Genomic DNA, 22828 nt, shown 5'->3' on the forward strand with positions numbered 1-22828 from the left:
TTTTGAACAGGTGTTATATAACAAATATGACCTATAATAGAACACAATCTACAATAAAGCAGGGTTGATGATTTGGCATTAACCTTGCTTTATTTATATTAAGTTTCAAACAGAAACTTATTTTGAAGGGAGGTTTTTATATGTTTGGCTACAGGGGAACATTACTTAGGGTAAACTTAACAACAGGAGAGATTAAAAAGAGAGTTTAGACAAAGAACTTGCTAAAAAATTTATAGGAGGAAGAGGCCTTGCAACAAAGCTCTACTATGATGAAGTTGGGGCAAAGGTTGAACCCTTTGATGAAAAGAACAAGTTAATTATAGCAACAGGTCCTCTTACAGGAACAATGGCTCCAACAGGTGGAAGATATATGGTCGTAACAAAATCTCCTTTAACAGGAACAATTGCTTGTTCTAACTCTGGAGGTTTCTTTGGTGCAGAGCTTAAAAATGCAGGTTATGATGCAATAATAATAGAAGGAAGAGCAGAAAATCCAGTTTACTTATTCATAGAAGACGATTTAGTTGAAATAAGGGACGCTTCACACCTTTGGGGTAGGGTTGTATCTGAAACAACAGATGAACTTAAAAAGGTTTCAAAGGAAAAGGCAGGGGTTTTATGTATTGGGCCTGCAGGTGAAAAACTATCAAAAATTGCAGCTGTTATAAATGATTATGATAGAGCGGCAGGACGTTCTGGCGTTGGTGCTGTAATGGGTTCAAAGAATCTAAAGGGAATAGTTGTAAAGGGAACAGGTAAGGTTGACTATTCCGATGAAGATGAAATGAAGCAGATAGTTCAAGATTGTATAAAGAAGTTAAGAGATAATGGAGTAACAGGACAGGGACTTCCAACTTATGGTACAGCAGTTTTGGTAAATATAATAAATGAAAACGGTGTTTTCCCAACAAATAATTTTAAAGAATCCTATTTTGAAAAGGCAGACAACATAAGCGGCGAAACTATGACTGATAAGCATCTTGTAAGAAAGAACCCCTGCTACCGTTGTCCAATTGCCTGTGGTAGATGGGTTAAGATAGAGGATTTAAATATGGAGGCAGGAGGACCAGAATACGAAACTCTATGGGCCTTTGGAGCAGATTGCGGTATAGATGACATCCAGGCGATATTTGTAGCAAACCACCTATGTAACGAATATGGATTAGACACAATTTCAACAGGTGCAACAATAGCAGCCGCAATGGAACTATACGAAAAGGGACTTATAAAGGATGATGAAGTTGACGGAACTCCACTTAAGTTTGGAAACAAGGAGGCAATAATTGAATGGACTAAGAAGATGGGACTGCGTGAAGGATTTGGAGATAAATTAGCAGAGGGCTCCTATAGATTGTGTGAAATGTATGGAGTTCCTGAACTTTCAATGTCAGTTAAAAAACAAGAACTTCCAGCCTACGACCCAAGAGCTATCCAAGGACACGGCCTTGAGTATGCAACAAGTAATAGAGGTGGATGCCACGTTAGAGGATATATGATTTCCCTGAAATTTTAGGTCTTCCAGAAAAGCTTGATAGAAACTCTCTTGAAAATAAGGCAGAATGGGTAAAGATATTCCAGGATTTAACCGCTGTTATCGATTCCTTAGGTATGTGTCTATTTACCTCCTTTGCCCTTGGTGCAGAGGATTATGCAAAGCTGTTTGATGCGACCTGTGGATTTGACTATGATAAAGACAGCATACTTGAGGCAGGGGATAGGATATACAACCTTGAGAGGATGTTTAACTTAGATGCAGGAATCGACCCAAGTCAAGATACACTTCCAAAGAGACTGCTTGAGGAACCTATACCAGGTGGGCCATCAAAGGGCAGTGTTCACAGACTATCAGAACTTCTACCAAAGTACTATGAGGTTCGCGGTTGGGACGAAAAGGGAATACCAACAAAGGAGAAACTTACAAACTTAGGATTATAAAAGGATGGTATAGATGAAAATCAGAGTAAAGCTGTTTGCTACCTTAAGAGAGGGGCGAGATAAGGATAAAGTTTATGACTTAAAGGAAGGAATAAAGGCAAAAGATGTACTTTATATGCTAAATATCAGTTTAGATGACGTAAAAATTCTTCTTATAAACGGACAGGATGCAGACTTTGAAAAGGAGCTTATGGATGGAGATGTAGTATCAATATTTCCACCCGTTGGTGGGGATAAAGAAGGAGCAGGATTTCCTACTCCTTCTTTTCTCCTTTATAAAGACTATCTACTAAAATTGCAATTGCATTGTCTCCTGATACGTTACAAGCTGTACCAAAGCTGTCTTGAGTTATATATAAAGCAATCATAAGTGCAAGTTGTGCTTCAGAGAATCAAGCATTGATTGAAGTATTCCAAGTGCCGCCATAACAGCTCCTCCAGGAACTCCAGGTGCAGCAACCATTGTCACACCAAGCATAGCAATAAATCCAACCATCTTTGAGAATTCAACAGGCATATTATTTAGCATCATAACTGCAATTGCACAGGATGTTAGAGTTATTGTACTTCCTGATAGGTGTATAGTTGCACAAAGTGGAACAACAAACTCTCTTATTCCCTTTGAAACTCCCATATTTTCAGAACATTGTAGATTTACAGGTATTGTAGCAGCTGATGATTGTGTACCTATTGCTGTAAGGTATCCTGGTATTTCCTTCTTTAATGTTGTAAATATATTTTTCTTTCCAACTGAACAAGCAATAGTATATTGGAAAAGTATTATTATAAGGTGTGCAGCTATAATGATTAAAAATACCTTCCAGAATACTCCAAGGATTCTTCCAACTTCACCAGCATAAGTCATATTTGCAAATATACCCATAATGTGAACAGGTAGAAGTGGAACTATAACGTTTCTTATAGTTTTTCCATAATCTTTTGGAATTCACTTGCTATATTATATAATGTTTTTCCTTTATTGCTGCAATTCCAAGTCCAAGTAGGAAGGCAAGTATAAGTGCTGTCATAACTCCCATAACAGGGGGCATATCAATTTTAAAGAAAGGTGCCAATAGCTTGTCCTCTGGATTGCCAGCATCGCTTAAAACCTCAGCAGTGTGAATAAATAGTGGGAAAAATGACTTTGCAACAAAGTATGCAAAGAAACCAGCAATTAATGTAGAGATATATGCAATTGCTGTTGTAAGTCCAAGTAGCTTTCCAGCACCTTGTCCAAGGTCTGCGATACCTGCAACAACAAATCCTAATATTATAAGAGGTATACAGAATCCAAGGAAGCTACCAAAGATAGCATTAAATGTAGCAAGAAGTCTTACTACAGGTTCGAAGGTAAACTTACCGATTAAAATACCAAGTATGATTGCAATAATGAGTCGTGGAACAAGTCCAAGTTTTTCATTTTATCCCTCCTAAATTATTAAGTTTTATACATACATTTTACTGAATATTTAAAATTAAGTCAATTATAAAAATAAGAAAAATATATAATAATGTAGTTTTAGAGGGTAAAAATGCAATTTAGGAGTATAATGTCCTAAATTTGGTAAATTAGACAGAATAATATGAAAGAATAACTACAATAAATTTCAAAAATCGCACAATTTAATCAAAAAGAAAAACTTAAATATTTTAATAAATTTTTCTACATACCCCTAAAGTTTATAAAACTTCCTTCGAAAAATAAAATAGAACAAAAACAAACAAAAAATAAAAAAATTTTTTTAAAACCCCTAAAGTTTTATAAAACTAAATCGAAATATTAAGTAGAAACTAAAACACAAAACTTTCGGCCGAAAGGTTAGTGTTTTAAAAACACAAAAGGCAAGGATGCCAAAAACAAAAATTCAGGGAGGTATGTAAAATGATAATTAATCACAATCTTAATGCGATGAACGCACATCGTCAGTTGGGAATTAACACTGTAAATGCTGGAAAGTCAATGGAAAAGTTATCATCAGGTCTAAGAATCAATAGAGCAGGAGACGACGCAGCAGGTCTTTCAATTTCAGAAAAGATGAGAGGACAAATAAGAGGTTTACAACAAGCATCAAGAAATGCACAAGATGGTATATCAATGATACAAACAGGAGAAGGTGCATTACAAGAAACCCATGCAATTCTTCAAAGAATGAGAGAATTAGCAGTACAAGCAGCAAATGATACAAATGTTACAGCAGATAGAGATGCGATAAAAGAAGAATTAACAGCACTAACAAATGAAATTGATAAGATAGCACAACAAACAGAATTCAACACTCAAAATCTATTTAGTGCAGCTTCAACAACAGTAAAACTTCAAGTAGGTGCAAATAAGGACCAAGTAGTAAGTATAACTTTCTCACAAATGACTGCATCTGCATTAAGTGTAAGTAGTGTTGCAAGTTGTGTTGCTTCATCAGCTGATGCAACGGCTACAATAAAAACTATAAACGATGCAATTGAAAAAGTATCAACAGAAAGAGCAAAACTTGGTGCATTCCAAAATAGATTAGAACATACAATAATGAACCTTGACAATGCAGCAGAAAATCTACAAGCAGCAGAATCAAGAATTAGAGATGTAGATATGGCTAAAGAAATGATGAACTTCAGCAAGAACAACATCTTGGCACAAGCTGCTCAAGCAATGCTAGCACAAGCTAACCAACAACCACAAGGTGTTCTACAACTATTAAGATAATAAGGCTATAGAAGAGTAGCGTTTTAACCTACTCAAGAGTAGCGTTTTAACCTACTCTTCTATTTTTGGCTCTTTGTCAATAGTTGGGGCGGGCATTAGATTAGAATGCCTGTCCTTTCTTATTTGATAATGATTTTAGCAAGATAGATAGGATGAGGGGAGTTTACCCTTAAAAATTGCACGACAAAAAGACCAACGATAGTTGGATTTCCTAAAATACAATATTTAACAGATTATTTATTACAACAATGAAGAATTCTATTCCTGAATCTATCAAAATTTCTATAGCCGAAGGCTATTCTTTTAATAACTTTGATTTTATTATTAAATCCTTCTATACAAGCATTTGTATAAGGAATATCAAAAGAATTACAAATCTCATTAAAATATCTGATATAGGTATTTGCACATCTTTTCAATTCATTGATACCACTATTTTGTGCAAGTTTAATCCAATCTTTTAAGAGGACACGAGCTTCGTTAGAAGAAGGTGAAGCATCAATAATACTCAATAACTTTTCCTTTAAAGTGTGGGCAATTGCTAATTCACTATTATAAGAAAACATAACTTGTAAAGCTAACTTTGAATCTGTATCAAGTAAGCCATATCTTTTTAAAATAAGCTTTTTACTTCTTTTAAAGTATTTTCTTAATTTAATTGATAGTTCTCTTTGGATACGTTTTCTTACCGCTTCTACTGCCCATATGACTTGTCTAATATAGTGAAATTTATCTATAACAATTACAGCATTTTTGAAATAAGTTTTAGCTAAATCAATATAGGGTTGCCACATATCACAAATAAAGTGTGTAACGCTATCGCGATTTTTAATTTTTCTAAAATAATCTATAAGAATATGCTCTTTTCTATCTTTAATAATGTCTAGTATTTTATGATTAACAGGATCGACTATTGCACAATGATATTTAGAACCACCAGAGTTACCTTTAAATTCATCTATAGATATTATTTTAGGTAAATTAGTAGGAGAAGAGTAAGATACATTATCAAAAATACGTTTTATAGTATCGATAGATAGATTAGTTTTTCTAGCAACTGATGTCATACTATATTCATTAGATAATTCATAAATTACAAACATAGCTAATCTATTAGTTATTCTATGATAACGAGGTAAAAATTCTATATGTTCATAAAATTTTTGCCGCAGGCATTACAACGATATCTACGTTTTTTAAGAATGATAAAAGTATGTTTAAAGAATAAGGGTATGTCTTTAATACGCTGAATTCTATAATCGTGAACTCTTGTAACTTTGGAATTACAATTAGGGCAAGTACAAATTTTTTCTTAGTTTCTAAGTATATCTCAATGTACGTGTCATTATGAATAATCTTTTTATAATAACATCTTTAAAACCTAATAAATTTTTGATAGAATTATTAGTGTGCACTTGATGGATGCCTCCTTTCAGGTAAGGTTTTTGTTTGGTTATTTTAATTTTACCAGGTGTCTAATCAGGTGCACATATTTTTTGTAAAAAATATGCTGGGTCTACGCCCCAACATTTATTATAGAACCCTATTTTTAATGTGGAAAATTAAGTTATAGATTTTGGAGGGTAAAATGTTACTCAGTATAGCACTTATGATAAAAATGAAGAAAAGCATTTAGAAAAATGCTTAAAGGCTTTATTGCCTTTAAAAGAAAAATTAGATTCTGAAATAGTTGTTATAGATACAGGTTCTGTAGATAATTCAGTTAAAATAGCAAAAAATATGCAGATAAAGTTTTTGAAGAGGTTTGGAAAGAAGATTTTGCTTATATGAGAAATTTATTGATAGATAGATGTAGAGGTTCTTGGATTTTGATGGTTGATGGTGACGAAGTGTTAGAAAATCCAGAGGAAATTATTGATTTTTTAAAAGTAATTTATATAAAAAATATAGTTCAGCAGCAGTTTTTATTAAAAATTTAAATTCTGATGATGATGATAAATATATTTTAGGAACATTAGTAAGATTGTTTAAGAAGGAAAAAGATACCTATTATACAGGCATTGTACATGAACAGCTTAAATTTAAATCACCAGCTTATAGGTTAAATGCTATATTTAAACATTATGGATATAATAATAAAGATTATCAATTGATGATATATAAATATGAAAGAAATTTAGAACTCTTAAAAAAACAGTTAAAAGAAAATCCAAATGATATTTACACGCTTTTTCAAATAACTCAATCTTATTCAATGATGAAGAAGGACATAGAAGCATTAGATACAATTAAAAAGGCCTATTGGTTGTGTAAAGAAGAAAAAGATTCTTTAAATAAATATTTATATATTTACCATCAATATGTGAAGGAACTTTTAAAAATAAATGATTTTAATGAAATAATACGTGTTTGTGAGGAAGTTATAAAAGAAAAAAAGGGATATTTAGATTTTTATTATCTTTTAGGTGCTTCATATGATTATTTAGGAATGAGTGACAAGGCACTAATACATTATAATAATTATTTGAATGTTAGAGATAATTATGAACAATCTGAGGAGTATAAGACACTATCTATAACAAACTTTTCTTATGCTAGAAGAGATGAAGTAATATCAAATATTATAAAAATACAGTTTAATAACAAAAATTTTAGAGAAGTAGTGAATTTATTTAATGAAATATCAGAAGAACAAATTAAAAATTCATTATTAAGTGCATATATTACAAGTTGTATAATGATTGGTGAGAAAAACCAATTAGTTAAATACTTATCTAATAAAGATATAGATGACCAATTGATAGAAACAATTATAACTTCTATTAAACAAATAAAAATTTTAAATGATAATAAATTTGAGGAAATAGATTATTTGTTAAATATTGATAAAAAGGTTAAGAATGTTATTAATATTATATTTGATTTTAAAAAGATTGTTGCATAGAAGATATAGACTATGTTAAATACTATAATTGGAAGGCAGTAATTTTAAAGGAAAAGGTTAAATTAGATAAAAATAGTATAGAGAGTATTATTAATCTAACTAAAAGATATAAAATTCAATATATTAATTATTTAATTAATGATTATGAAGCAGTAAATAATTTGGTTTTATATTTAAAGGAAAATATATTAACATCAGATATAAGAAAAATATCATTAATTTGTGAAATAGAAAAAGCTTTACTAACAAATAAAATTTTGCCTGAAGAAGAATATATTAAAGTTTATTATATGTATTTATCACATAAATTGATTAAATTTAATTATGTATATAAAATAGGTTTTGAAAATAATGGTTATGAATATATAGATGACGAAGATGATTTTGTTGCATATAAATTAATAGAAAGTGTAAGATTGTATGAAAATAATAAAGTTATGTATATAAATATGCTTAAAAATATAGTTAAAAATTACGAAGAATATAGAAATTTAATAGATTATTTAAGAAAAATATAGATGATGCTATTATAAATGATGAAATGAAGAAATATAAAAAACAAGTAATAGCAAAAGTTGAAGAATTAGTTGGCAGTGGACAATTATTAGAAGCAGATAAGATATGTAAAGAATTATATTCAATATTTAAATATGATGTAGATGTTCTTAATGCAAATGCAGTAGTGGATTTTAGTTTAAATAATGTAGAAAGGTCTTTAGAATTTTTAACTATTTCTTATGTATTAAATGATAAAGACTTTGAAACTTTATACAATATTGCAAATGTACTAGAGTATAAAAATAGATTAAAGGATTGTTTATATTTTTATAATTTAGCAAACAACTCTTGTGTAAATAAAGATTTAAAGTTTATTATAGAAGAAAAAATAAATACATTAAATCAGAAACTTTCTAATGCATCCATTTAACAAAAATGGATGCAAATTTTAGTATTTTAAGTTAAAAAATTTTAAGTGGTGATGTTATGATTAGTTTGTGTATGATTGTTAAAAATGAAGAAAATAACATAGCAAAATGTTTAAATAGTATAAAAGATTATGTTGATGAAATTATAATAACAGATACCGGTTCGACTGATAACACGAAAGAAATTGCCAAAAGTTTTACAGATAAAATTTTTGATTATAATTGGAACAATAATTTTGCAGATGCAAGAAATTTTTGTATTAGTAAAGCTAAAAATGATTGGGTACTTGTGCTTGATGCAGATGAAGTAGTTATTGAATTTGATATAAAAAATATTTTAGAATTTATCAATAAAAATTTAAGTTGTGTAGGAAGAATTAAAAGAATTAATATATTTGAAGATAACGGTATAAAAAATACATAGAAAGAATAAATAGATTTTTTAATAAAAATTATTATTATTATGAAGGAATGATTCATGAACAAGTTGTAAGTAAGATAGATAGCAATTATAATATGATGAATATTGATATAACAGTTGAACACATAGGATACAAAAAGATATTATAGATATGAGTAAAAAATTAGAAAGGAATATAACTCTTTTAAAAAAGCATTAGAAAAAAACATAAATGACCCTTATTTACATTATCAGTTGGGTAAGTCTTATTATATGGCTAAAGATTATCAACTATCTGTATTAGAGTTTCAAAAACATTATCTTTAATAAATAATTATTCTTTTGAATATGTAGAAGACTTGATAGAAACATATGGATATGCTTTAATAAATTCAGGTAAATATAAAGATGCATTAGAAATTCAAAAGTATGAAAAATATTATTCATTTTCTGCTGATTTCAGTTTTTTATTAGGTTTAATATATATGAATAATGGTTTAATAGATTTATCAATAAAGTATTTTAGTAAAGCAACTCAATTAGGTGATGGTAATATAGAAGGAACTAATTCATATTTAGCTTTTTATAATTTAGGTGTAATTTATGAATGTTTAGGATTAATTGAAAAAGCAAAGGAATATTATCAAAAATGCAATGGATATGATTTGGCTGTTAATAGATTAAAAATCATAAATTGAATAGTTAAGAGTTAGGTAGGAGGATTTTATGAAAAGCTTATTAATAGATTTAATTTATAATATAGATAATGATATAAATTTTGATGAAAGCTTATTACAAATAACTAAGTTAATTAAAACAGGTAAAATTAATGAAAATGATATTATTGATGCTGTTTTAAATAGTTCTATTAATGATAAAAATAAAGTTTTAAATGATATAGCTGTATATTTATATAATAATCAATTATATGATTATATAATACCTTTGTTAAGTAAATCATATGAATTAAATAATCAACATAGAGATACAGTATATAATTTAGCATTTTTTTAGATTTAATTGACGAAAAAAGATGGCACTTAGTTATTTACACAATTTAAAAGAAAAAGATAATGAAATAGTATGGTTAATAAGTGAAATTGAAAAAAAATCATAGATAAAGTAATAAGTTTAATAGATAATAATAAAATTTATGAAGCAAAGGAAATGATTCAAAAACCAAGATTGCATTATTGATAGAGAGATTGAATATGTACTTTTTGCAATGATAGCAATTAAAGAAAACCAATTTATTGAAGCAGAAAGAATTTTAAATAATGGTATAAATATATTCAATGAAAGTTTTATGTTAAATTATTATATGGGATTTTATTATAAAATATTGAATAAAAAAGAACTCGCTTTAACTTACTATAAAAAATCATTAGAGTATGTGAAAGAAGAACAACAACAAAATAAAGTTTATAATGAATTACAAAATTTATACTATGAACTTGCTAAAGAATTTGAAATCAATGGAAATAATACAGATGCTGTATTGTATTATGGATTATCTTGCAGATATGCACAAGATGAAAATTTTAAAAAGAAACTAGAAACTTTATTTATAGATAATGAATATTTAAAAACAATATTTAATGCTGCAAAACAATCTAAAAAAGGAGTTTTATTATATTATCTTCTTGTAAATGGGGGATAATTATCAACGTCCTCATCATATTGCACGTTCTCTAGCTAAATTTGGAAATGAGGTAATTTATATAACTCCTGCTAATAGAGTTGAAATTAATCAAAATGATATAGATATAGAAGTATTGAATAAGTTAACATTTGAAAATAAAAAAGTAATAGATGATGTAAAAATTTTTAGCACTATTTCTGCAGTTTTTAATGGTAAAGAAGTTAAAAATAATTATTTTAATGTTGTTCAAAATTTTGTTACTTTACATCAAGGTGAATTAGAACCTATAATTATTACTTATTTACCTAGCCAAGTTGAAGTATTGAAAGAAATAAAAGGTAAATATTTTCATATTTATGAATGTGTAGACGAGCACAGCGATATTGAATATGCCTTTGGGGAAACAGGTTTGATGTTATTCGTGAACAGGAGCTAATGGATATAGCAGATGCAATAACAACTACTGCTACATCTTTATTTTTACAAAGAGTGTCTATAGAAGGTAGAAAAAATGTATATTTATCAAGAAACGCTGTTAATGAATCTGATTTTATATTAAATAAAGAAATCTCTATACCAGATGATTTAATAAATATACCTGAACCAAGAATTGTATATACAGGGGCAATTTATAATTGGTTTGATGTAGAGCTTTTTATAAAATAGTTGAATCAAACCCAGATAAGTCTTTTGTTATTATTGGATTTGGTAATGAAGACTTACTAACAAGAAATTATCCAAATTTGTATTTCCTTGGGGCAAAAACATAGTGATTTAATAAAGTACTTAAAATTTATGCAAATTGGTATTATTCCATTTAAAAATAATAATGAATTAATAATAAATTGTGATCCTATAAAACAATATGAATATTTAGCTTGTCATTTGCCTGTAATTACAACTTATATGCCTGAAACAGTTATAGATAAACCTTATACTTTTGTGGCAAATACCAAGGAAGAATTCAATAAAGCTATAGAACAATGTCTAAGCTTAAAAATAGATAAAAAAATTATTCAAGAGTTTTTATATAAAAATTCTTGGAATTTAAGGGCAGCATTGTTAATAGAAATTTCTGAAAGTAGAAATTTGGAGGTTACAAATATTGAATATATAGGTAAAATATTGAGTATTTTATGTAAAGAATATGATATACCAATATTTAATACTCTATATGGAATGTATTTGAATCTAAAAGATGCTGAAAAGTTTAAAAAATTGGCTCAAAGTTCTTATAATAAAGAAAAAAATAAGTATATAGAAAAACAATATATAAGAGCTCTCTTAAAAAATAATAGCAGAACGGAATTGATTAAAGTAATTTTAAAATCATCATATGTAAAAAGGAATTAAAAGATGAATTATTATATCAATTAGAAAATAAACAAATTAAAAATGTGGATATTATTGCATATTTATGTATCAATGATATAAAAAATGCATTAACATTAATTGATAATTTAGATACAGAAGAAGTTAAATTAATATACTATATATATATAAAATATATTTTAGATTTAGTTATAACAGAAAAAGAAAGGAATCTTATATTCAATATTAAAAGTAGTATACCTTTATTAACATTTTTAATCAGTAATTTAAAACAACAATATAAAGTAAATATTAATACGAATAGTAAACCATTTATAAGTTTAATAGTTCCAACAAGAAATTCAGCTGAAGTTTTAAAATATACTTTGCTTACTTGTATAGAACAGAATTATGATAATTATGAAATTATAGTTAGTGATAATAGTTGCCCAGGTAACGATGAAACAAAGGAATTAATAGAAAGTTTAAATTCAAAAAAATTAAATATTTTAGAACACCAAAAGAATATGCAATGATAGAAAACTATGAATTTGCATATGAAAAAGCAAGCGGAGATTATATGTTAATATTAGGTTCTGATGATGGTTTATTGTTGCATTGTTTGGAAGCTTTGGCGAAAATTATAGAAGAACTTAATAATCCTCTTTCTATAACTTGGGATGTAGTAGCTTATGGATGGCCTAATGTTAAGATTAATAGTATGAAAAATGGATTGTTTATTCCTTATTTAAGTAATATAAAGAATATAAAATATATATATCGTGATGAATCATTTTTAAAAGCAGTACTAAATTTTGAAGCCAGATATAGTGTATTGCCAATGTTTTACTATAATTCAATTATTAAAAGGGAACTTGTTGAAGAAGCAAAGAAGATAACTGGAAAATTGTTTTATGTTTCACCACCTGATGTTTGGACAGGTATCATATTTGCATATTTACAAAAAAATATTTGCACGTTAACATACCTATGACTATTGGAGGTTCATCTGGAAAAAGTATTGGTATAATTGGAGCTGAGAGTATTTACAAAAATACAAATAAAGATTTTATGTTTGAATTAAAAAAATTAAGAGAAAAAATATGGATTATCACCAATATTGTGCACCTTATTTTGCAGGAGAAGAAGGTGCTGTATTAATGTCAACCACAATAGCTAAAGAAATTTTTTAAATGAAGATATAAATATGTACAATTTTTATAAACAATGTATTAAATATTTATATGCTGATGAATTTTTACCAAATAAAATTGAGGAATTATATTCTTGTATAAAGAAATATGGAGATATTAAAATTATTAAGTGGTTTGAAGAAAATTATATATTTAACAAAAATTTTTCAGGTTATTCCAATTATATGAATGATCCTTTAAAAGTTGGATATATAAATGAAAAATCATTGGTAATTGATACTTCAAAATTTAATGTATTTAATGTATTTGAAGCATCAAAGTTGTATAGAAATATACTTGGGTATTAATAATAAGCTAAAATTATATCTATAAAAGGAGAAGAAGATATGCTAAAAATACTCCATATAACTCCTCATATGGGAGGAGGAGTTGGTAAAGTTATTTCTGAGTTGATTACATTAAGTAAAGAAAATATATCTCATAAAATAGTTCTTTTAGAAAAACCAGAAAAAATAAATAAAATAAATAAATTAAAAAAGATGGAATAGATATAATTTTATATGATTTAAATAAAAATGAAGAATCTATACTTCCCTTAATGTATTGGAGTGATATAATTTTAGTGCATTGGTGGCATCATCCTAAAATTTCAAAGTTTTTATTTAATTTACCTCAAATTCCAATAAGATTAGTTATTTGGACTCACGTTTCAAATTTAACAGTACCAGCTTTAAATCCTCAAATATTACTTAATGTCACAAGAGTAATGTTTACAACAGAAGCTTCATATGAAGCTTCTGTTTTTGAAAATATTTCTGATAAAGTTTTAAAAGAAAAAACAGATGTAGTTTATGGATGCCCTGGATTAGATGAATTTAAAGAAATAAAATATAATAGATATAATAAACATGAAAAATTTAATATAGGATATGTAGGATATATTGACTTTTCAAAAATGCATCCGCAATTTGTTGAATTTTGTAGAGAAATTAATATACAAAATTCCAAATTTATTTTAGTTGGTGATGCACCTGCTAAAGAAATAATAAATTATCAAATCAAACAAAAAATATAAAAAATGAATTTGTTTTTATTGATTTTGTTGAAGATGTTAGATCTATATTAACTGAAATAGATGTCTTTGGTTATCCATTAATGCCTTATCATACTTGTTCTACCGAAAATGCAATATTAGAAGCTATGGCAGTAGGGATACCTCCTGTATTATTAAATCAGTTAACAGAAAAGTATATTGTAGAAGATGGGATAACAGGTTTTATAGTAAATAATAAAGAAGAATATGGCAAAATAATTAGATATTTATATAAAAATGAAGATGTGAGAAAAAAGTTGGTGAAAATGCGAGAAAATATGTTCTTAACAAATATACAAGCAAAAACTTTTTAAATAATTTTTATAGAAATTGTGAAATAACTATGACATATCCTAAAAAGATAATAGAATTAAAAAAATTTTAGGGAATACACCAGCTGAATGGTTTATGTCATGTTTAGGGAATGATTATGAAGTATTTAAAATTAGTTTTGATTTAGGAATCAATAATAAAAGTGATATCATTAAAAAATTAAAAAAGATACAAGTCCATTGTTAAAATTAAAAAATAAGTCATCAGTTTTACATTATTATAGAGAATATCAAAATGACAAATTTCTTGCATATTGGGCAAGATTATTAAGAGAGGAGAATATAAATGAAAGATAAAAATATGGAGTTTAAGATACAAATTGAAGAATTACTCTTTTCAAGTATAAAGATATCTCAAATAAATAATTTGTTAAGAGAAATTCAATCCAATGAAGTATATATCTATGGAGCTGGTAATGTTGGTAATATGACATATAATTTGCTTAAAAAATTTAATATTGATATAAATGGATTTATTGATAGGAAAGCTGATACTGTTAAGATATATATGAATAAACCTGTATATAAAATTGAAGACAAAACTATTAATAAAGAAAATACATTTATAATTATTGCTTTTTATGCGATTATGAAGAGTTTAAAAATATAAAGCAAAGGCTCAATAACTTAGGATATAGAAATATTTTATATTATTATGATATTTATAATATAGCAATTATGAAAGAAACTTTTAATTTTGATACAAATAAAGCAAGAGATATTAACATTTCAGAAAATTATAGAGAAAAAATATTAAAAGTTTCTGAATATTTATATGATGACAGATCACAAGAAATTTATTATAAATTTTTGATGCATTATTATCTTGTAACCAAGATAAATTTGCTACACCAGATAAAGATCCTCAGTATTTTATAAAAGATGTTAATTTTAATAAAGGTTATTCAAGATTTGTAGATTGTGGTGCCTTTAATGGGGATACAGCATTTATGATAAAAGAAGAAATCGGGCAAATAGAGAAAATAGCTTTATTTGAACCAGATATAAACAATTTTAATCAATTAATAAAAAATATAAAACAAAATCATATTGCTAAAGAACATATTTTATTTCCATGTGGTGTATGGAATAATAATGAAATAAAATCATTTGTTTCTGGAAAAGATTCTATAAGTTCTATTTCAACTGAAGGGAATGTCTATGTACAATGTGTGGTATTAGATGATGTATTAATAGGATTTAATCCAACTTTCATAAAAATGGATATAGAAGGTGCTGAAGTTGAAGCTTTATTAGGTGCTCAAGATATTATAAAAGAATGTGCCCCAGATTTAGCGATAAGTGTTTATCATAAAATTGAGCATATGTGGGAAATACCGCTTTTAATAAAAGATATCAATCCTAATTACAAACTTTATTTAAGAAGTCATGGATTACGAGGAATGGAAACTATATTATATGCAACATAGTGCGGAATTTTAATGTATTAGGGGAAGTATTTATGACAGGAAAAATAAAACCAAGTTATGATACCAATCGTAAAAGACTTGCAGATATAATACCATTATCGACACCATTTACTATATTTATTGAGCCTACTCGTTATTGTAATTTTAAATGTTTTTATTGTCTTCATAGTACAAAAGATTATAAAGATGGTGAATGGTCAAAAACAGGTTATGAAATAAAACATATGGATGAAAAACTATATGATAAAATTTTAGAAAATATATGTAAGTTTCCTAATAAACCAAAGAGAATAGTTTTTCAGGATTAGGAGAACCTTTAATGAATAAAAACTTGCCTTATATGATATCTCAAGTAAAAAATTAAATTTAGCAGAAAGAATAGATATTTTAACAAATGCATCACTTTTAACACCTGAGATGACAGATTTGCTTATAAAGGCAGGAACAACTAGAATACAAATTTCACTTCAGGGTTTACATAGTGAAAAATATAAGCAAGTTTCTAATGTAAATATAAATTTTGATGAAATTTATAATAATATTTCTTATTTATATAAAAATAAAAATCAATGCACAGTTTTTGTTAAAATTATTGATGCATTATTAGAAAGTAAAGAAGATGAGGAAAAATTTTATAATTTATTTGGTGAAATATGTGATCAAATGTATATTGAGCATTTAATAACTTTGCAACAACAAATGGGAGATCATAATGGCAGAGCAGACGATTCAAGAAATCTTAATAACGAAAAAGTAGAATTTCGTTATGTTTGTCCTGTTATATTTTATATGATACAAATAGATGTTGATGGTAATGTTTTTCCATGTCCAGTAGGAGGATTGCCTAAAAATTTTGCTATTGGTAATATAAAAGAACAGCCATTAACTGAAATATGGAACAGTAAAAAAGAAAAAATTTAATTAAATCTCATTTGAGTTTTGATAGAAAAAAATACCTGTATGTTCAAATTGTAAGGCTTGTGCTTGTGTTTTGGATAGAAATGAATATTTAGATGATGTTGCAAAGGATTTGTTAAATTTTTTGATTAGAGAAAAAGGAGAGATTATAAATGACATCAGAAATTAAACCAATATGTGGAGTTAATCGAGTTAAACTTGCAGATGTTGTTCCTTTAGATACACCATTTACTATATATTTATTTCCTACAACTTATTGCAATTTTAAGTGTAATTATTGTGCACATTCATTAGGAATAGAAAAAATGAAAGAGAAATATGGATTTAAACCTGAAACTATGTCTATGGAAACATATAATAAAATTATTCAACAATTAAAGGAGTTTCCAAATAAATTAAAGGTATTATCATTAACTGGTCAAGGTGAACCATTAATCAATAAAAATTTACCTCATATGATTAGTATTGCTAAAGAAGCAGGAGTAGCAGAAAGAATAGAGATAATAACAAATGCATCATTATTAAGTAATAGTGTTTCAAATCAATTAATTGATGCTGGTTTAGATGTAATAAGAATATCTATTCAAGGACTTACATCTGCTAAATATAGAGATATATGTCGTTATAATTTGGATTTTGATGAATTAGTTTCAAATATAAAATATTTTTATCAAAATAGAAAACAATGTAAGGTATATGTAAAAATTATGGATATATCATTAGAGAAAGGTGAAGATAAAAAGTTTTACGATATTTTTTCTAATATAAGTGATAGAATGTTTATAGAACAATGTAAACCTGTGTATGATGGAGTAGAATATGGTAGAAAAATATCAACTGTAACAGATAGATATGGTAGAGTTCACAAAAAAGGAAGTATGTCCATTGCCATTTTATATGTTAGGAATATTCCCTAATGGAGATGTAGAACCTTGTGATACAATTTACAAACCGATAATTTTGGGGAATATACATGAAGAAAGTTTAATAAACATGTGGAATGGAAACAAATTAAAACAATTTAGATTGTTGCAATTAGAAAAGAAAAGAGAAAATAATATTAAATGTAGGGTATGTTGTGCACCTAATGATGTTGCACATCCTGAAGATGATTTAGATGATGACTGTGATGAAATTATAGATAGAATAAATCAAAAATAATAATAAATGTAAAGGAATGATGGCATGAAGAGTGATATCGTAAAAGGAATAACACCTGGAGGTAAGCGTGCAGTATTAGGGGATGTTTTACCATTAAGCAATCCATTTTTAGTACAGATATTTCCAGTATATAGCTGTAACTTTAGGTGTAATTATTGTATATATGCTCTTCCTAAAAGTAGACATGGGTATATATCAAATAAAGTTTTTATTGAATTAGATATGTTTAAAAAGTGTATTGATGATATGGTAGATGCTAATTGGAAATTAAAAATGCTTAGATTTGCTGGTATAGGAGAACCATTGTTACATAAAGATATTGATTTTATGATAAAATATGCCAAAGATAATAATATTGCTGATAGTGTTGATATAGTAACAAATGGAGTATTATTAAACGAAAAGCTTTCAATGAGATTGATTGAAGCAGGCATAGACAAGTTAAGAATTTCTATACAAGGAATATCAACAGAACACTATAAAAATGTATGTGATGTTAATATAGACTTTGATAAGTTTGTAAAAAATATAGAATATTTTTATAAAAATAGAGGTAGAACAAAAGTATATATAAAGATTATAAATTCTGTTTTGAAAGATGATGAATATAATGTTTTTTTGATATATTTGGAGATATTTGTGATGAGAATAGCTATAGAAAACTTAACACCAACTGTAAAAGGTATAGATTATACAAAAATTACTAAAAATGATAATTTTAATTTAACCCAAAATGGTACTCTAATTATTGATACCCAAATATGTCCACAACCATTTTATATGATGCAAATAAATCCAGATGGATGTGTTGTTCCTTGTTGTTCAATGAGTTATCCATTAGTAATAGGTAATATTTTAGAAGAAAAAATAGCACAAATATGGAATGGGAAAAAATTTAATGAATTTAGACGTAATATGCTTGAAGGAGTAAAAAATGCGTCTAATGTATGTTCAGAATGTTCGTTATATAAATATGGAACATATAAAGAAGATGTTTTAGATTCTTATGCTGAACAATTAAAGAATTTATATTAATTTTTTAAAAATTGTTGTAGGATATAAAAATTAAAATTCTGTATACCTTTTCAAATATAAATATTACAAAAAATGAAACTATATAAAACTGCGATGTCATTATCAAAAGTAGTTTTAAATCTACTGAAGTTTGAATAGTATTTTTAAAAGAATTAGAGATAAATTTATTAATACCATAATTAAATTTTTACATAGGAGTGAATTATAAAAATGAAAGCTGTTATTCTAGCTGGAGGTTTTGGTACTAGATTAAGTGAAGAAACTATAAAAAACCAAAGCCTATGGTTGAAATAGGTGGAAAACCAGTTCTATGGCACATAATGAAAATATATTCACATTTTGGTATAAATGATTTTATTATATGTTGTGGATATAAAGGATACATTATTAAAGAATATTTCTATAATTATTATATGCATATGAGTGATGTGACTATAGATTTGAGTACAGGAAATATTAATTATTACAATTGTAAGGCAGAGCATTGGAAAGTTACTTTAGTTGATACAGGATTACATACAATGACTGGTGGAAGAATAAAAAGAATAAAGGAATATGTTGGTAACAAAACCTTTATGTTGACTTATGGAGATGGTGTAGCAGATGTGGATATAAATAAATTACTATATTTTCATAAAAAACATGGTAAAATAGCAACAGTAACAGCTGTTCAACCACCTGGAAGGTTTGGAGCGTTAGAAATTATTAATGAAGGTCAAGTCAACACTTTTTAGAAAAACCAATTGGAGATGGTGGTTGGATAAATGGAGGTTTTTTGTTTTTGAACCAGATATTTTTAATTATATAATTGATGATACTACAGTTTTAGAAAGGGAACCACTAAATAGGCTAGTTGAAGAAAATAATTTAATGGCATATAAACACTATGGATTTTGGAGACCTATGGATACAATGAGAGATAAATATGAACTAGAAAATTTATGGCAAAATGGTTTAGCTCCGTGGAAGGTATGGGAGTAAGGTAGTAATCAAATATTTATAGGAGGATACTAATATGGAAATAGTAAGAACAGAGTTAGAGGGTGTCTATATAATAAAGAATTTTATTTTTAATGATAATAGAGGTAACCTTATAAAAGTTTATAATAGAAAAACTTTTGATGATTTTGGAATAAGTTTAGAAATAAAGGAACTTTATTATACAATATCAAAAAAATGTCATAAGAGGAATGCATTTTCAATTAAAGCCATATGAAGTTGATAAGTTGGTTTTTGTTACTAAAGGAAGAATATTAGATGTTGTATTAGATTTAAGAAAGGAATCAAAAACATTTAAAAAATTTATATCTGTAGAATTAGACCAATACAATATGAATTCTATATATATTCCAAAAGGATATGCACATGGATATAAATCTTTAGAAGATGATTCAATAGTAAATTATGCTACAACACGAGAATATAATCCTGTTTATGATACTGGTATTAGATGGGATAGTTTTGGTATGGATTGGAAAGTAGATAATCCTATTATTTCTGAAAAAGATATGAAATTGATAAAATTAGACGAATTTAACGATTGGTTTTAAGGGTGATTACAATGAAGACTGTTTTGGTTACAGGAGCTACTGGATATGTTGGTTCAAATTTAGTAAAAACATTAGTTAATTTAGGTTATAATGTACATATAGTCGTTAGAAAAGAGTCTAAACTTGAAGTACTAGAGAGTTTTTAGACAAAATAAAAATATTTGTTTATGATTATAAAATAGAAAATTTGATAAATTATTTTTTAAAACATAAATTTGATGCTATATTTCATTTAGCATCATTATTTATAGCAGAACACGATTCAAATCAAATTGATGATTTATTAAAAAGTAATATAATATTTGGTACACATATATTAGAGGCTATGAAATACGGAAATGTTAAAAATATGGTTAACATTGGTACATATTGGCAACATTATAAAAATGAAGAATATAACCCCGTGTGTTTGTATGCTGCTTCAAAAGAAGCTTTTGAAAAAATAATTGAGTTTTATATTCAAGTTGAAAATATAAAAGTTATTACATTGAAGTTATATGATATCTATGGAATAAATGATAAAAGAAAAAAATAATAAATATATTAAAAGAACATATTAATTCAGATGAATTATTGTTAATGACAAAAGGTGAACAATTATTAGATCTAGTATATATTGACGATGTTGTTGAAGGAATTATAAAGGCATATGAACATATTATTAAAGAAGATGTCGCAAAACATTATAAATATGCACTATCTTCTAATAAAAAATAAAGTTGAAAGAATTGGTTGAAATTATAGAGGAAATTTGCGGTAAAAAACTCAAAATTGTTTGGGGTGGAAAAGATTATAGAAAAAGAGAAATATTTACACCTATAAATTTGTATGAAAATTTACCAGGGTGGTATCCAAAAATATCATTAAAAGAAGGGTTAGAAAGAATAATAAAACAAATTGAATAAATTGATAAATAAAATATATGGTTGCAAAAATAGATTTTGTGAAAATGTGGATTACTTTTAAGAAATATTTGTTTTCTAAACGAATTTAAGTGGCTTGATAGTCAAGAAAAAATACAAATAATAATTTAGAAAAAGTTATTCACAAATTTAAAGAAATTGAAATAAGTAAAAATAATGTATTTTGAGGTTAGTGAAGGAAAATATAAAAGTTTTACGGTTAGAAAAGTAGAAATATCAATTGTTGTGAAATTTTGCAGTCGACTATGATAAATAAAATATTAGGAGGTTAAAATGAGAGGTTTTTTAAAAATATATATGAAGGAAAAAGAGTGCTTTTAACAGGTTCAACGGGTTTTAAAGGCTCTTGGCTTTCAATATGGCTTAATAAACTTGGAGCTGAGGTTATAGGATATTCTTTAGATCCTCCTACACAACCTTCTCTTTTAATATATGTAATTTAGATAAAAAGATTAATAACATAACAGGTGATATTAGGGATGAACAAAAATTAATAGAAGTGTTTAAGAAATATAAACCAGAAATAGTATTTCATTTAGCAGCTCAACCTTTAGTTAGACGTTCATATATTTTTCCTAAAGAAACTTATGAAATAAATATTATAGGGACTGTAAATATATTAGATATTGCTAAAAATATTGATAGTATTAAGGCAGTAGTTGTAATTACCACAGATAAGTGTTATGAAAATAAAGAATGGATTTATGGATATAGAGAAACAGATCCTATAGGAGGATTTGATCCATATAGTTCTAGCAAGGGATGTGTGGAATTAATAGTATCTTCATATAGAAATAGTTTTTATAACGAAAAAGGAATAGCTTTATCTTCAGTGAGAGCAGGTAATGTAATAGGAGGAGGGGACTGGGCAGAGGATAGGCTTATACCTGATTTTGTAAGAGCGGTTTCGCAAAATAAACCAGTAATAGTAAGAAATCCATTAGCAATAAGACCTTGGCAATATGTCTTGGAGCCTTTGTCAGGTTATTTATGGCTTGGAGCGTTGATGCTTGAAGATAAAGAAAAATATAGTAGTTCTTGGAATTTCGGACCTAATGATACAGATGTCTTAAATGTAAGTGAAATTTTAAATTTAGCTATAAAAAATTGGGGCAAGGGAAATATAGAACTTGATAGAAATTCACAACTTCACGAAGCAAATTTTTGAAACTTGACATAAGTAAAGCACGAACTTACCTTCAGTGGTATCCTGTATATGATGTATATAAAGCTATAAATAAAACAATAGAGTGGTATAAGATATATTATGAAAATAATAATGAAGACATGTATGAATATACTTTAAAGCAAATAGAAGAATATGAAAGGGAAGCAAAAATAAAAAATATGAAATGGAGTGAATAAAAGTAATCGTTAATTATATTGATACATCGATAACCCATTTATCTTTA

At 26.9% G+C, this 22828-nt stretch carries 33 protein-coding genes and 6 pseudogenes; 36 read left to right on the forward strand and 3 right to left on the reverse strand.

Annotated elements, in window-relative coordinates; translation table 11 throughout:
- Positions 1-140: 140 nt before the first annotated feature.
- A pseudogene (locus PL321_RS10755) lies at positions 141-1935 on the forward strand (aldehyde ferredoxin oxidoreductase family protein).
- A 13-nt stretch (positions 1936-1948) separates the two neighbouring features.
- On the forward strand, positions 1949-2305 hold the full coding sequence (locus PL321_RS10760; RefSeq protein ID WP_273962024.1) for a MoaD/ThiS family protein: 357 nt from the start codon (positions 1949-1951) through the stop codon (positions 2303-2305).
- Here PL321_RS10760 and PL321_RS10765 read toward each other — a convergent pair.
- A pseudogene (locus PL321_RS10765) lies at positions 2190-3353 on the reverse strand (dicarboxylate/amino acid:cation symporter); the annotation flags it as partial. The gene PL321_RS10760 and the pseudogene PL321_RS10765 overlap by 116 nt on opposite strands.
- Positions 3354-3817: 464 nt before the next feature.
- On the opposite strand from PL321_RS10765, the gene PL321_RS10770 reads away from it, so the two are divergent.
- The gene (locus tag PL321_RS10770; RefSeq protein ID WP_273962025.1) at positions 3818-4636 is read left to right on the forward strand and encodes a flagellin N-terminal helical domain-containing protein; all 819 of its coding nucleotides are present in this window, start codon (positions 3818-3820) and stop codon (positions 4634-4636) included.
- Between the two features lie 233 nt (positions 4637-4869).
- Here the strand turns inward: PL321_RS10770 and PL321_RS10775 are convergent, their stop codons facing one another.
- Both PL321_RS10775 and PL321_RS21385 read right to left on the reverse strand, forming a co-directional pair.
- Positions 4870-5808: an ISL3 family transposase gene (locus tag PL321_RS10775; RefSeq protein WP_337961026.1), complete on the reverse strand. Its 939-nt coding sequence runs from the start codon at positions 5806-5808 to the stop codon at positions 4870-4872.
- The gene (locus PL321_RS21385; RefSeq protein ID WP_443110716.1) at positions 5781-5942 is read right to left on the reverse strand and encodes a transposase family protein; all 162 of its coding nucleotides are present in this window, start codon (positions 5940-5942) and stop codon (positions 5781-5783) included. Before PL321_RS21385 ends, PL321_RS10775 begins: the two co-directional genes overlap by 28 nt.
- Positions 5943-6262: 320 nt before the next feature.
- Between PL321_RS21385 and PL321_RS10785 the strand changes: the two are divergent.
- The 33 genes and pseudogenes from PL321_RS10785 to PL321_RS20010 form a co-directional block, all read left to right on the forward strand.
- A pseudogene (locus tag PL321_RS10785) lies at positions 6263-6427 on the forward strand (glycosyltransferase); the annotation flags it as partial.
- Positions 6424-6576, forward strand: a complete 153-nt coding sequence (locus PL321_RS10790; RefSeq protein WP_273962027.1) for a hypothetical protein — start codon at positions 6424-6426, stop codon at positions 6574-6576. The pseudogene PL321_RS10785 and the gene PL321_RS10790, both read left to right, overlap by 4 nt.
- Before the next feature lie 44 nt (positions 6577-6620).
- Positions 6621-7541 (forward strand): hypothetical protein, encoded by a 921-nt coding sequence (locus tag PL321_RS10795; RefSeq protein ID WP_273962028.1) that lies wholly within the window; start codon positions 6621-6623, stop codon positions 7539-7541.
- 161 nt (positions 7542-7702) lie between these two features.
- A complete protein-coding gene (locus PL321_RS10800; protein WP_273962029.1) occupies positions 7703-8059 on the forward strand; it encodes a hypothetical protein in 357 nt (118 codons plus the stop codon).
- 23 nt (positions 8060-8082) lie between these two features.
- Positions 8083-8469: a hypothetical protein gene (locus PL321_RS10805; protein WP_273962030.1), complete on the forward strand. Its 387-nt coding sequence runs from the start codon at positions 8083-8085 to the stop codon at positions 8467-8469.
- Between the two features lie 56 nt (positions 8470-8525).
- Positions 8526-8891: a glycosyltransferase family 2 protein gene (locus PL321_RS19990; protein ID WP_337960802.1), complete on the forward strand. Its 366-nt coding sequence runs from the start codon at positions 8526-8528 to the stop codon at positions 8889-8891.
- A gap of 335 nt (positions 8892-9226) precedes the next feature.
- Positions 9227-9565, forward strand: coding sequence for a hypothetical protein (locus tag PL321_RS19995; RefSeq protein ID WP_337960803.1), 339 nt, complete (start codon positions 9227-9229; stop codon positions 9563-9565).
- A 28-nt stretch (positions 9566-9593) separates the two neighbouring features.
- The gene (locus PL321_RS10815) at positions 9594-9881 is read left to right on the forward strand and encodes a hypothetical protein (RefSeq protein ID WP_273962031.1); all 288 of its coding nucleotides are present in this window, start codon (positions 9594-9596) and stop codon (positions 9879-9881) included.
- A gap of 211 nt (positions 9882-10092) precedes the next feature.
- Positions 10093-10527, forward strand: a complete 435-nt coding sequence (locus PL321_RS10820; RefSeq protein WP_273962032.1) for a hypothetical protein — start codon at positions 10093-10095, stop codon at positions 10525-10527.
- Positions 10517-10945, forward strand: coding sequence for a hypothetical protein (locus tag PL321_RS10825; RefSeq protein ID WP_273962033.1), 429 nt, complete (start codon positions 10517-10519; stop codon positions 10943-10945). Before PL321_RS10820 ends, PL321_RS10825 begins: the two co-directional genes overlap by 11 nt.
- Entirely contained in the window at positions 10945-11175 is a 231-nt protein-coding gene (locus tag PL321_RS10830) for a hypothetical protein (RefSeq protein ID WP_273962034.1), read from the forward strand. The genes PL321_RS10825 and PL321_RS10830 overlap by 1 nt, the downstream gene beginning before the upstream one ends.
- A 129-nt stretch (positions 11176-11304) precedes the next feature.
- Complete coding sequence (locus tag PL321_RS10835) at positions 11305-11862, forward strand: hypothetical protein (protein ID WP_273962035.1); 558 nt, start codon at positions 11305-11307, stop codon at positions 11860-11862.
- 44 nt (positions 11863-11906) lie between these two features.
- A pseudogene (locus PL321_RS10840) lies at positions 11907-12814 on the forward strand (glycosyltransferase family 2 protein).
- A gap of 213 nt (positions 12815-13027) precedes the next feature.
- Positions 13028-13321: a hypothetical protein gene (locus PL321_RS10845; protein ID WP_273962036.1), complete on the forward strand. Its 294-nt coding sequence runs from the start codon at positions 13028-13030 to the stop codon at positions 13319-13321.
- A gap of 39 nt (positions 13322-13360) precedes the next feature.
- Positions 13361-13522 carry a hypothetical protein gene (locus PL321_RS10850; RefSeq protein ID WP_273962037.1) on the forward strand — a complete coding sequence of 54 codons (162 nt, stop codon included), beginning with the start codon at positions 13361-13363 and terminating at the stop codon, positions 13520-13522.
- 50 nt (positions 13523-13572) lie between these two features.
- On the forward strand, positions 13573-14049 hold the full coding sequence (locus PL321_RS10855; protein WP_273962038.1) for a hypothetical protein: 477 nt from the start codon (positions 13573-13575) through the stop codon (positions 14047-14049).
- Between the two features lie 17 nt (positions 14050-14066).
- On the forward strand, positions 14067-14381 hold the full coding sequence (locus PL321_RS10860; RefSeq protein ID WP_273964529.1) for a glycosyltransferase: 315 nt from the start codon (positions 14067-14069) through the stop codon (positions 14379-14381).
- Between the two features lie 304 nt (positions 14382-14685).
- On the forward strand, positions 14686-15009 hold the full coding sequence (locus tag PL321_RS10865; RefSeq protein ID WP_273962039.1) for a hypothetical protein: 324 nt from the start codon (positions 14686-14688) through the stop codon (positions 15007-15009).
- 265 nt (positions 15010-15274) lie between these two features.
- Entirely contained in the window at positions 15275-15829 is a 555-nt protein-coding gene (locus PL321_RS10870; protein WP_273964531.1) for an FkbM family methyltransferase, read from the forward strand.
- A 32-nt stretch (positions 15830-15861) separates the two neighbouring features.
- A complete protein-coding gene (locus tag PL321_RS10875) occupies positions 15862-16137 on the forward strand; it encodes a hypothetical protein (RefSeq protein WP_273962040.1) in 276 nt (91 codons plus the stop codon).
- 118 nt (positions 16138-16255) lie between these two features.
- Positions 16256-16750 carry a radical SAM/SPASM domain-containing protein gene (locus tag PL321_RS10880; protein WP_273962041.1) on the forward strand — a complete coding sequence of 165 codons (495 nt, stop codon included), beginning with the start codon at positions 16256-16258 and terminating at the stop codon, positions 16748-16750.
- A gap of 149 nt (positions 16751-16899) precedes the next feature.
- Positions 16900-17664 carry a radical SAM protein gene (locus tag PL321_RS10885; RefSeq protein WP_273962042.1) on the forward strand — a complete coding sequence of 255 codons (765 nt, stop codon included), beginning with the start codon at positions 16900-16902 and terminating at the stop codon, positions 17662-17664.
- Entirely contained in the window at positions 17645-17908 is a 264-nt protein-coding gene (locus tag PL321_RS10890) for an SPASM domain-containing protein (protein ID WP_273964532.1), read from the forward strand. Before PL321_RS10885 ends, PL321_RS10890 begins: the two co-directional genes overlap by 20 nt.
- A gap of 24 nt (positions 17909-17932) precedes the next feature.
- A complete protein-coding gene (locus PL321_RS10895; RefSeq protein ID WP_273962043.1) occupies positions 17933-18943 on the forward strand; it encodes a radical SAM/SPASM domain-containing protein in 1011 nt (336 codons plus the stop codon).
- Positions 18944-19153: 210 nt separating this feature from the next.
- Positions 19154-19924: pseudogene (gene rfbF, locus PL321_RS10900) on the forward strand (glucose-1-phosphate cytidylyltransferase).
- A 34-nt stretch (positions 19925-19958) separates the two neighbouring features.
- Positions 19959-20493: pseudogene (gene rfbC / locus PL321_RS10905) on the forward strand (dTDP-4-dehydrorhamnose 3,5-epimerase).
- An 11-nt stretch (positions 20494-20504) separates the two neighbouring features.
- The gene (locus PL321_RS10910; RefSeq protein WP_273962044.1) at positions 20505-20639 is read left to right on the forward strand and encodes a GDP-mannose 4,6-dehydratase; all 135 of its coding nucleotides are present in this window, start codon (positions 20505-20507) and stop codon (positions 20637-20639) included.
- Between the two features lie 41 nt (positions 20640-20680).
- Positions 20681-21028, forward strand: a complete 348-nt coding sequence (locus PL321_RS10915) for an NAD-dependent epimerase/dehydratase family protein (protein ID WP_273962045.1) — start codon at positions 20681-20683, stop codon at positions 21026-21028.
- A gap of 44 nt (positions 21029-21072) precedes the next feature.
- Entirely contained in the window at positions 21073-21210 is a 138-nt protein-coding gene (locus tag PL321_RS10920; protein ID WP_337960804.1) for a hypothetical protein, read from the forward strand.
- A gap of 11 nt (positions 21211-21221) precedes the next feature.
- Positions 21222-21398 (forward strand): hypothetical protein, encoded by a 177-nt coding sequence (locus PL321_RS10925; protein WP_273962046.1) that lies wholly within the window; start codon positions 21222-21224, stop codon positions 21396-21398.
- Positions 21399-21727: 329 nt separating this feature from the next.
- Positions 21728-21859, forward strand: coding sequence for a hypothetical protein (locus tag PL321_RS20000; protein WP_337960805.1), 132 nt, complete (start codon positions 21728-21730; stop codon positions 21857-21859).
- Between the two features lie 29 nt (positions 21860-21888).
- Positions 21889-22584 carry a CDP-glucose 4,6-dehydratase gene (rfbG, locus tag PL321_RS20005; protein WP_337961154.1) on the forward strand — a complete coding sequence of 232 codons (696 nt, stop codon included), beginning with the start codon at positions 21889-21891 and terminating at the stop codon, positions 22582-22584.
- Positions 22581-22781, forward strand: coding sequence for a hypothetical protein (locus tag PL321_RS20010; RefSeq protein WP_337960806.1), 201 nt, complete (start codon positions 22581-22583; stop codon positions 22779-22781). Before rfbG ends, PL321_RS20010 begins: the two co-directional genes overlap by 4 nt.
- The last annotated feature ends 47 nt before the right edge of the window (positions 22782-22828 follow it).

Origin of the sequence: Caloramator sp. mosi_1 (genome assembly GCF_028622835.1) — a bacterium.
Lineage (GTDB): Bacteria > Bacillota > Clostridia > Clostridiales > Caloramatoraceae > Thermobrachium.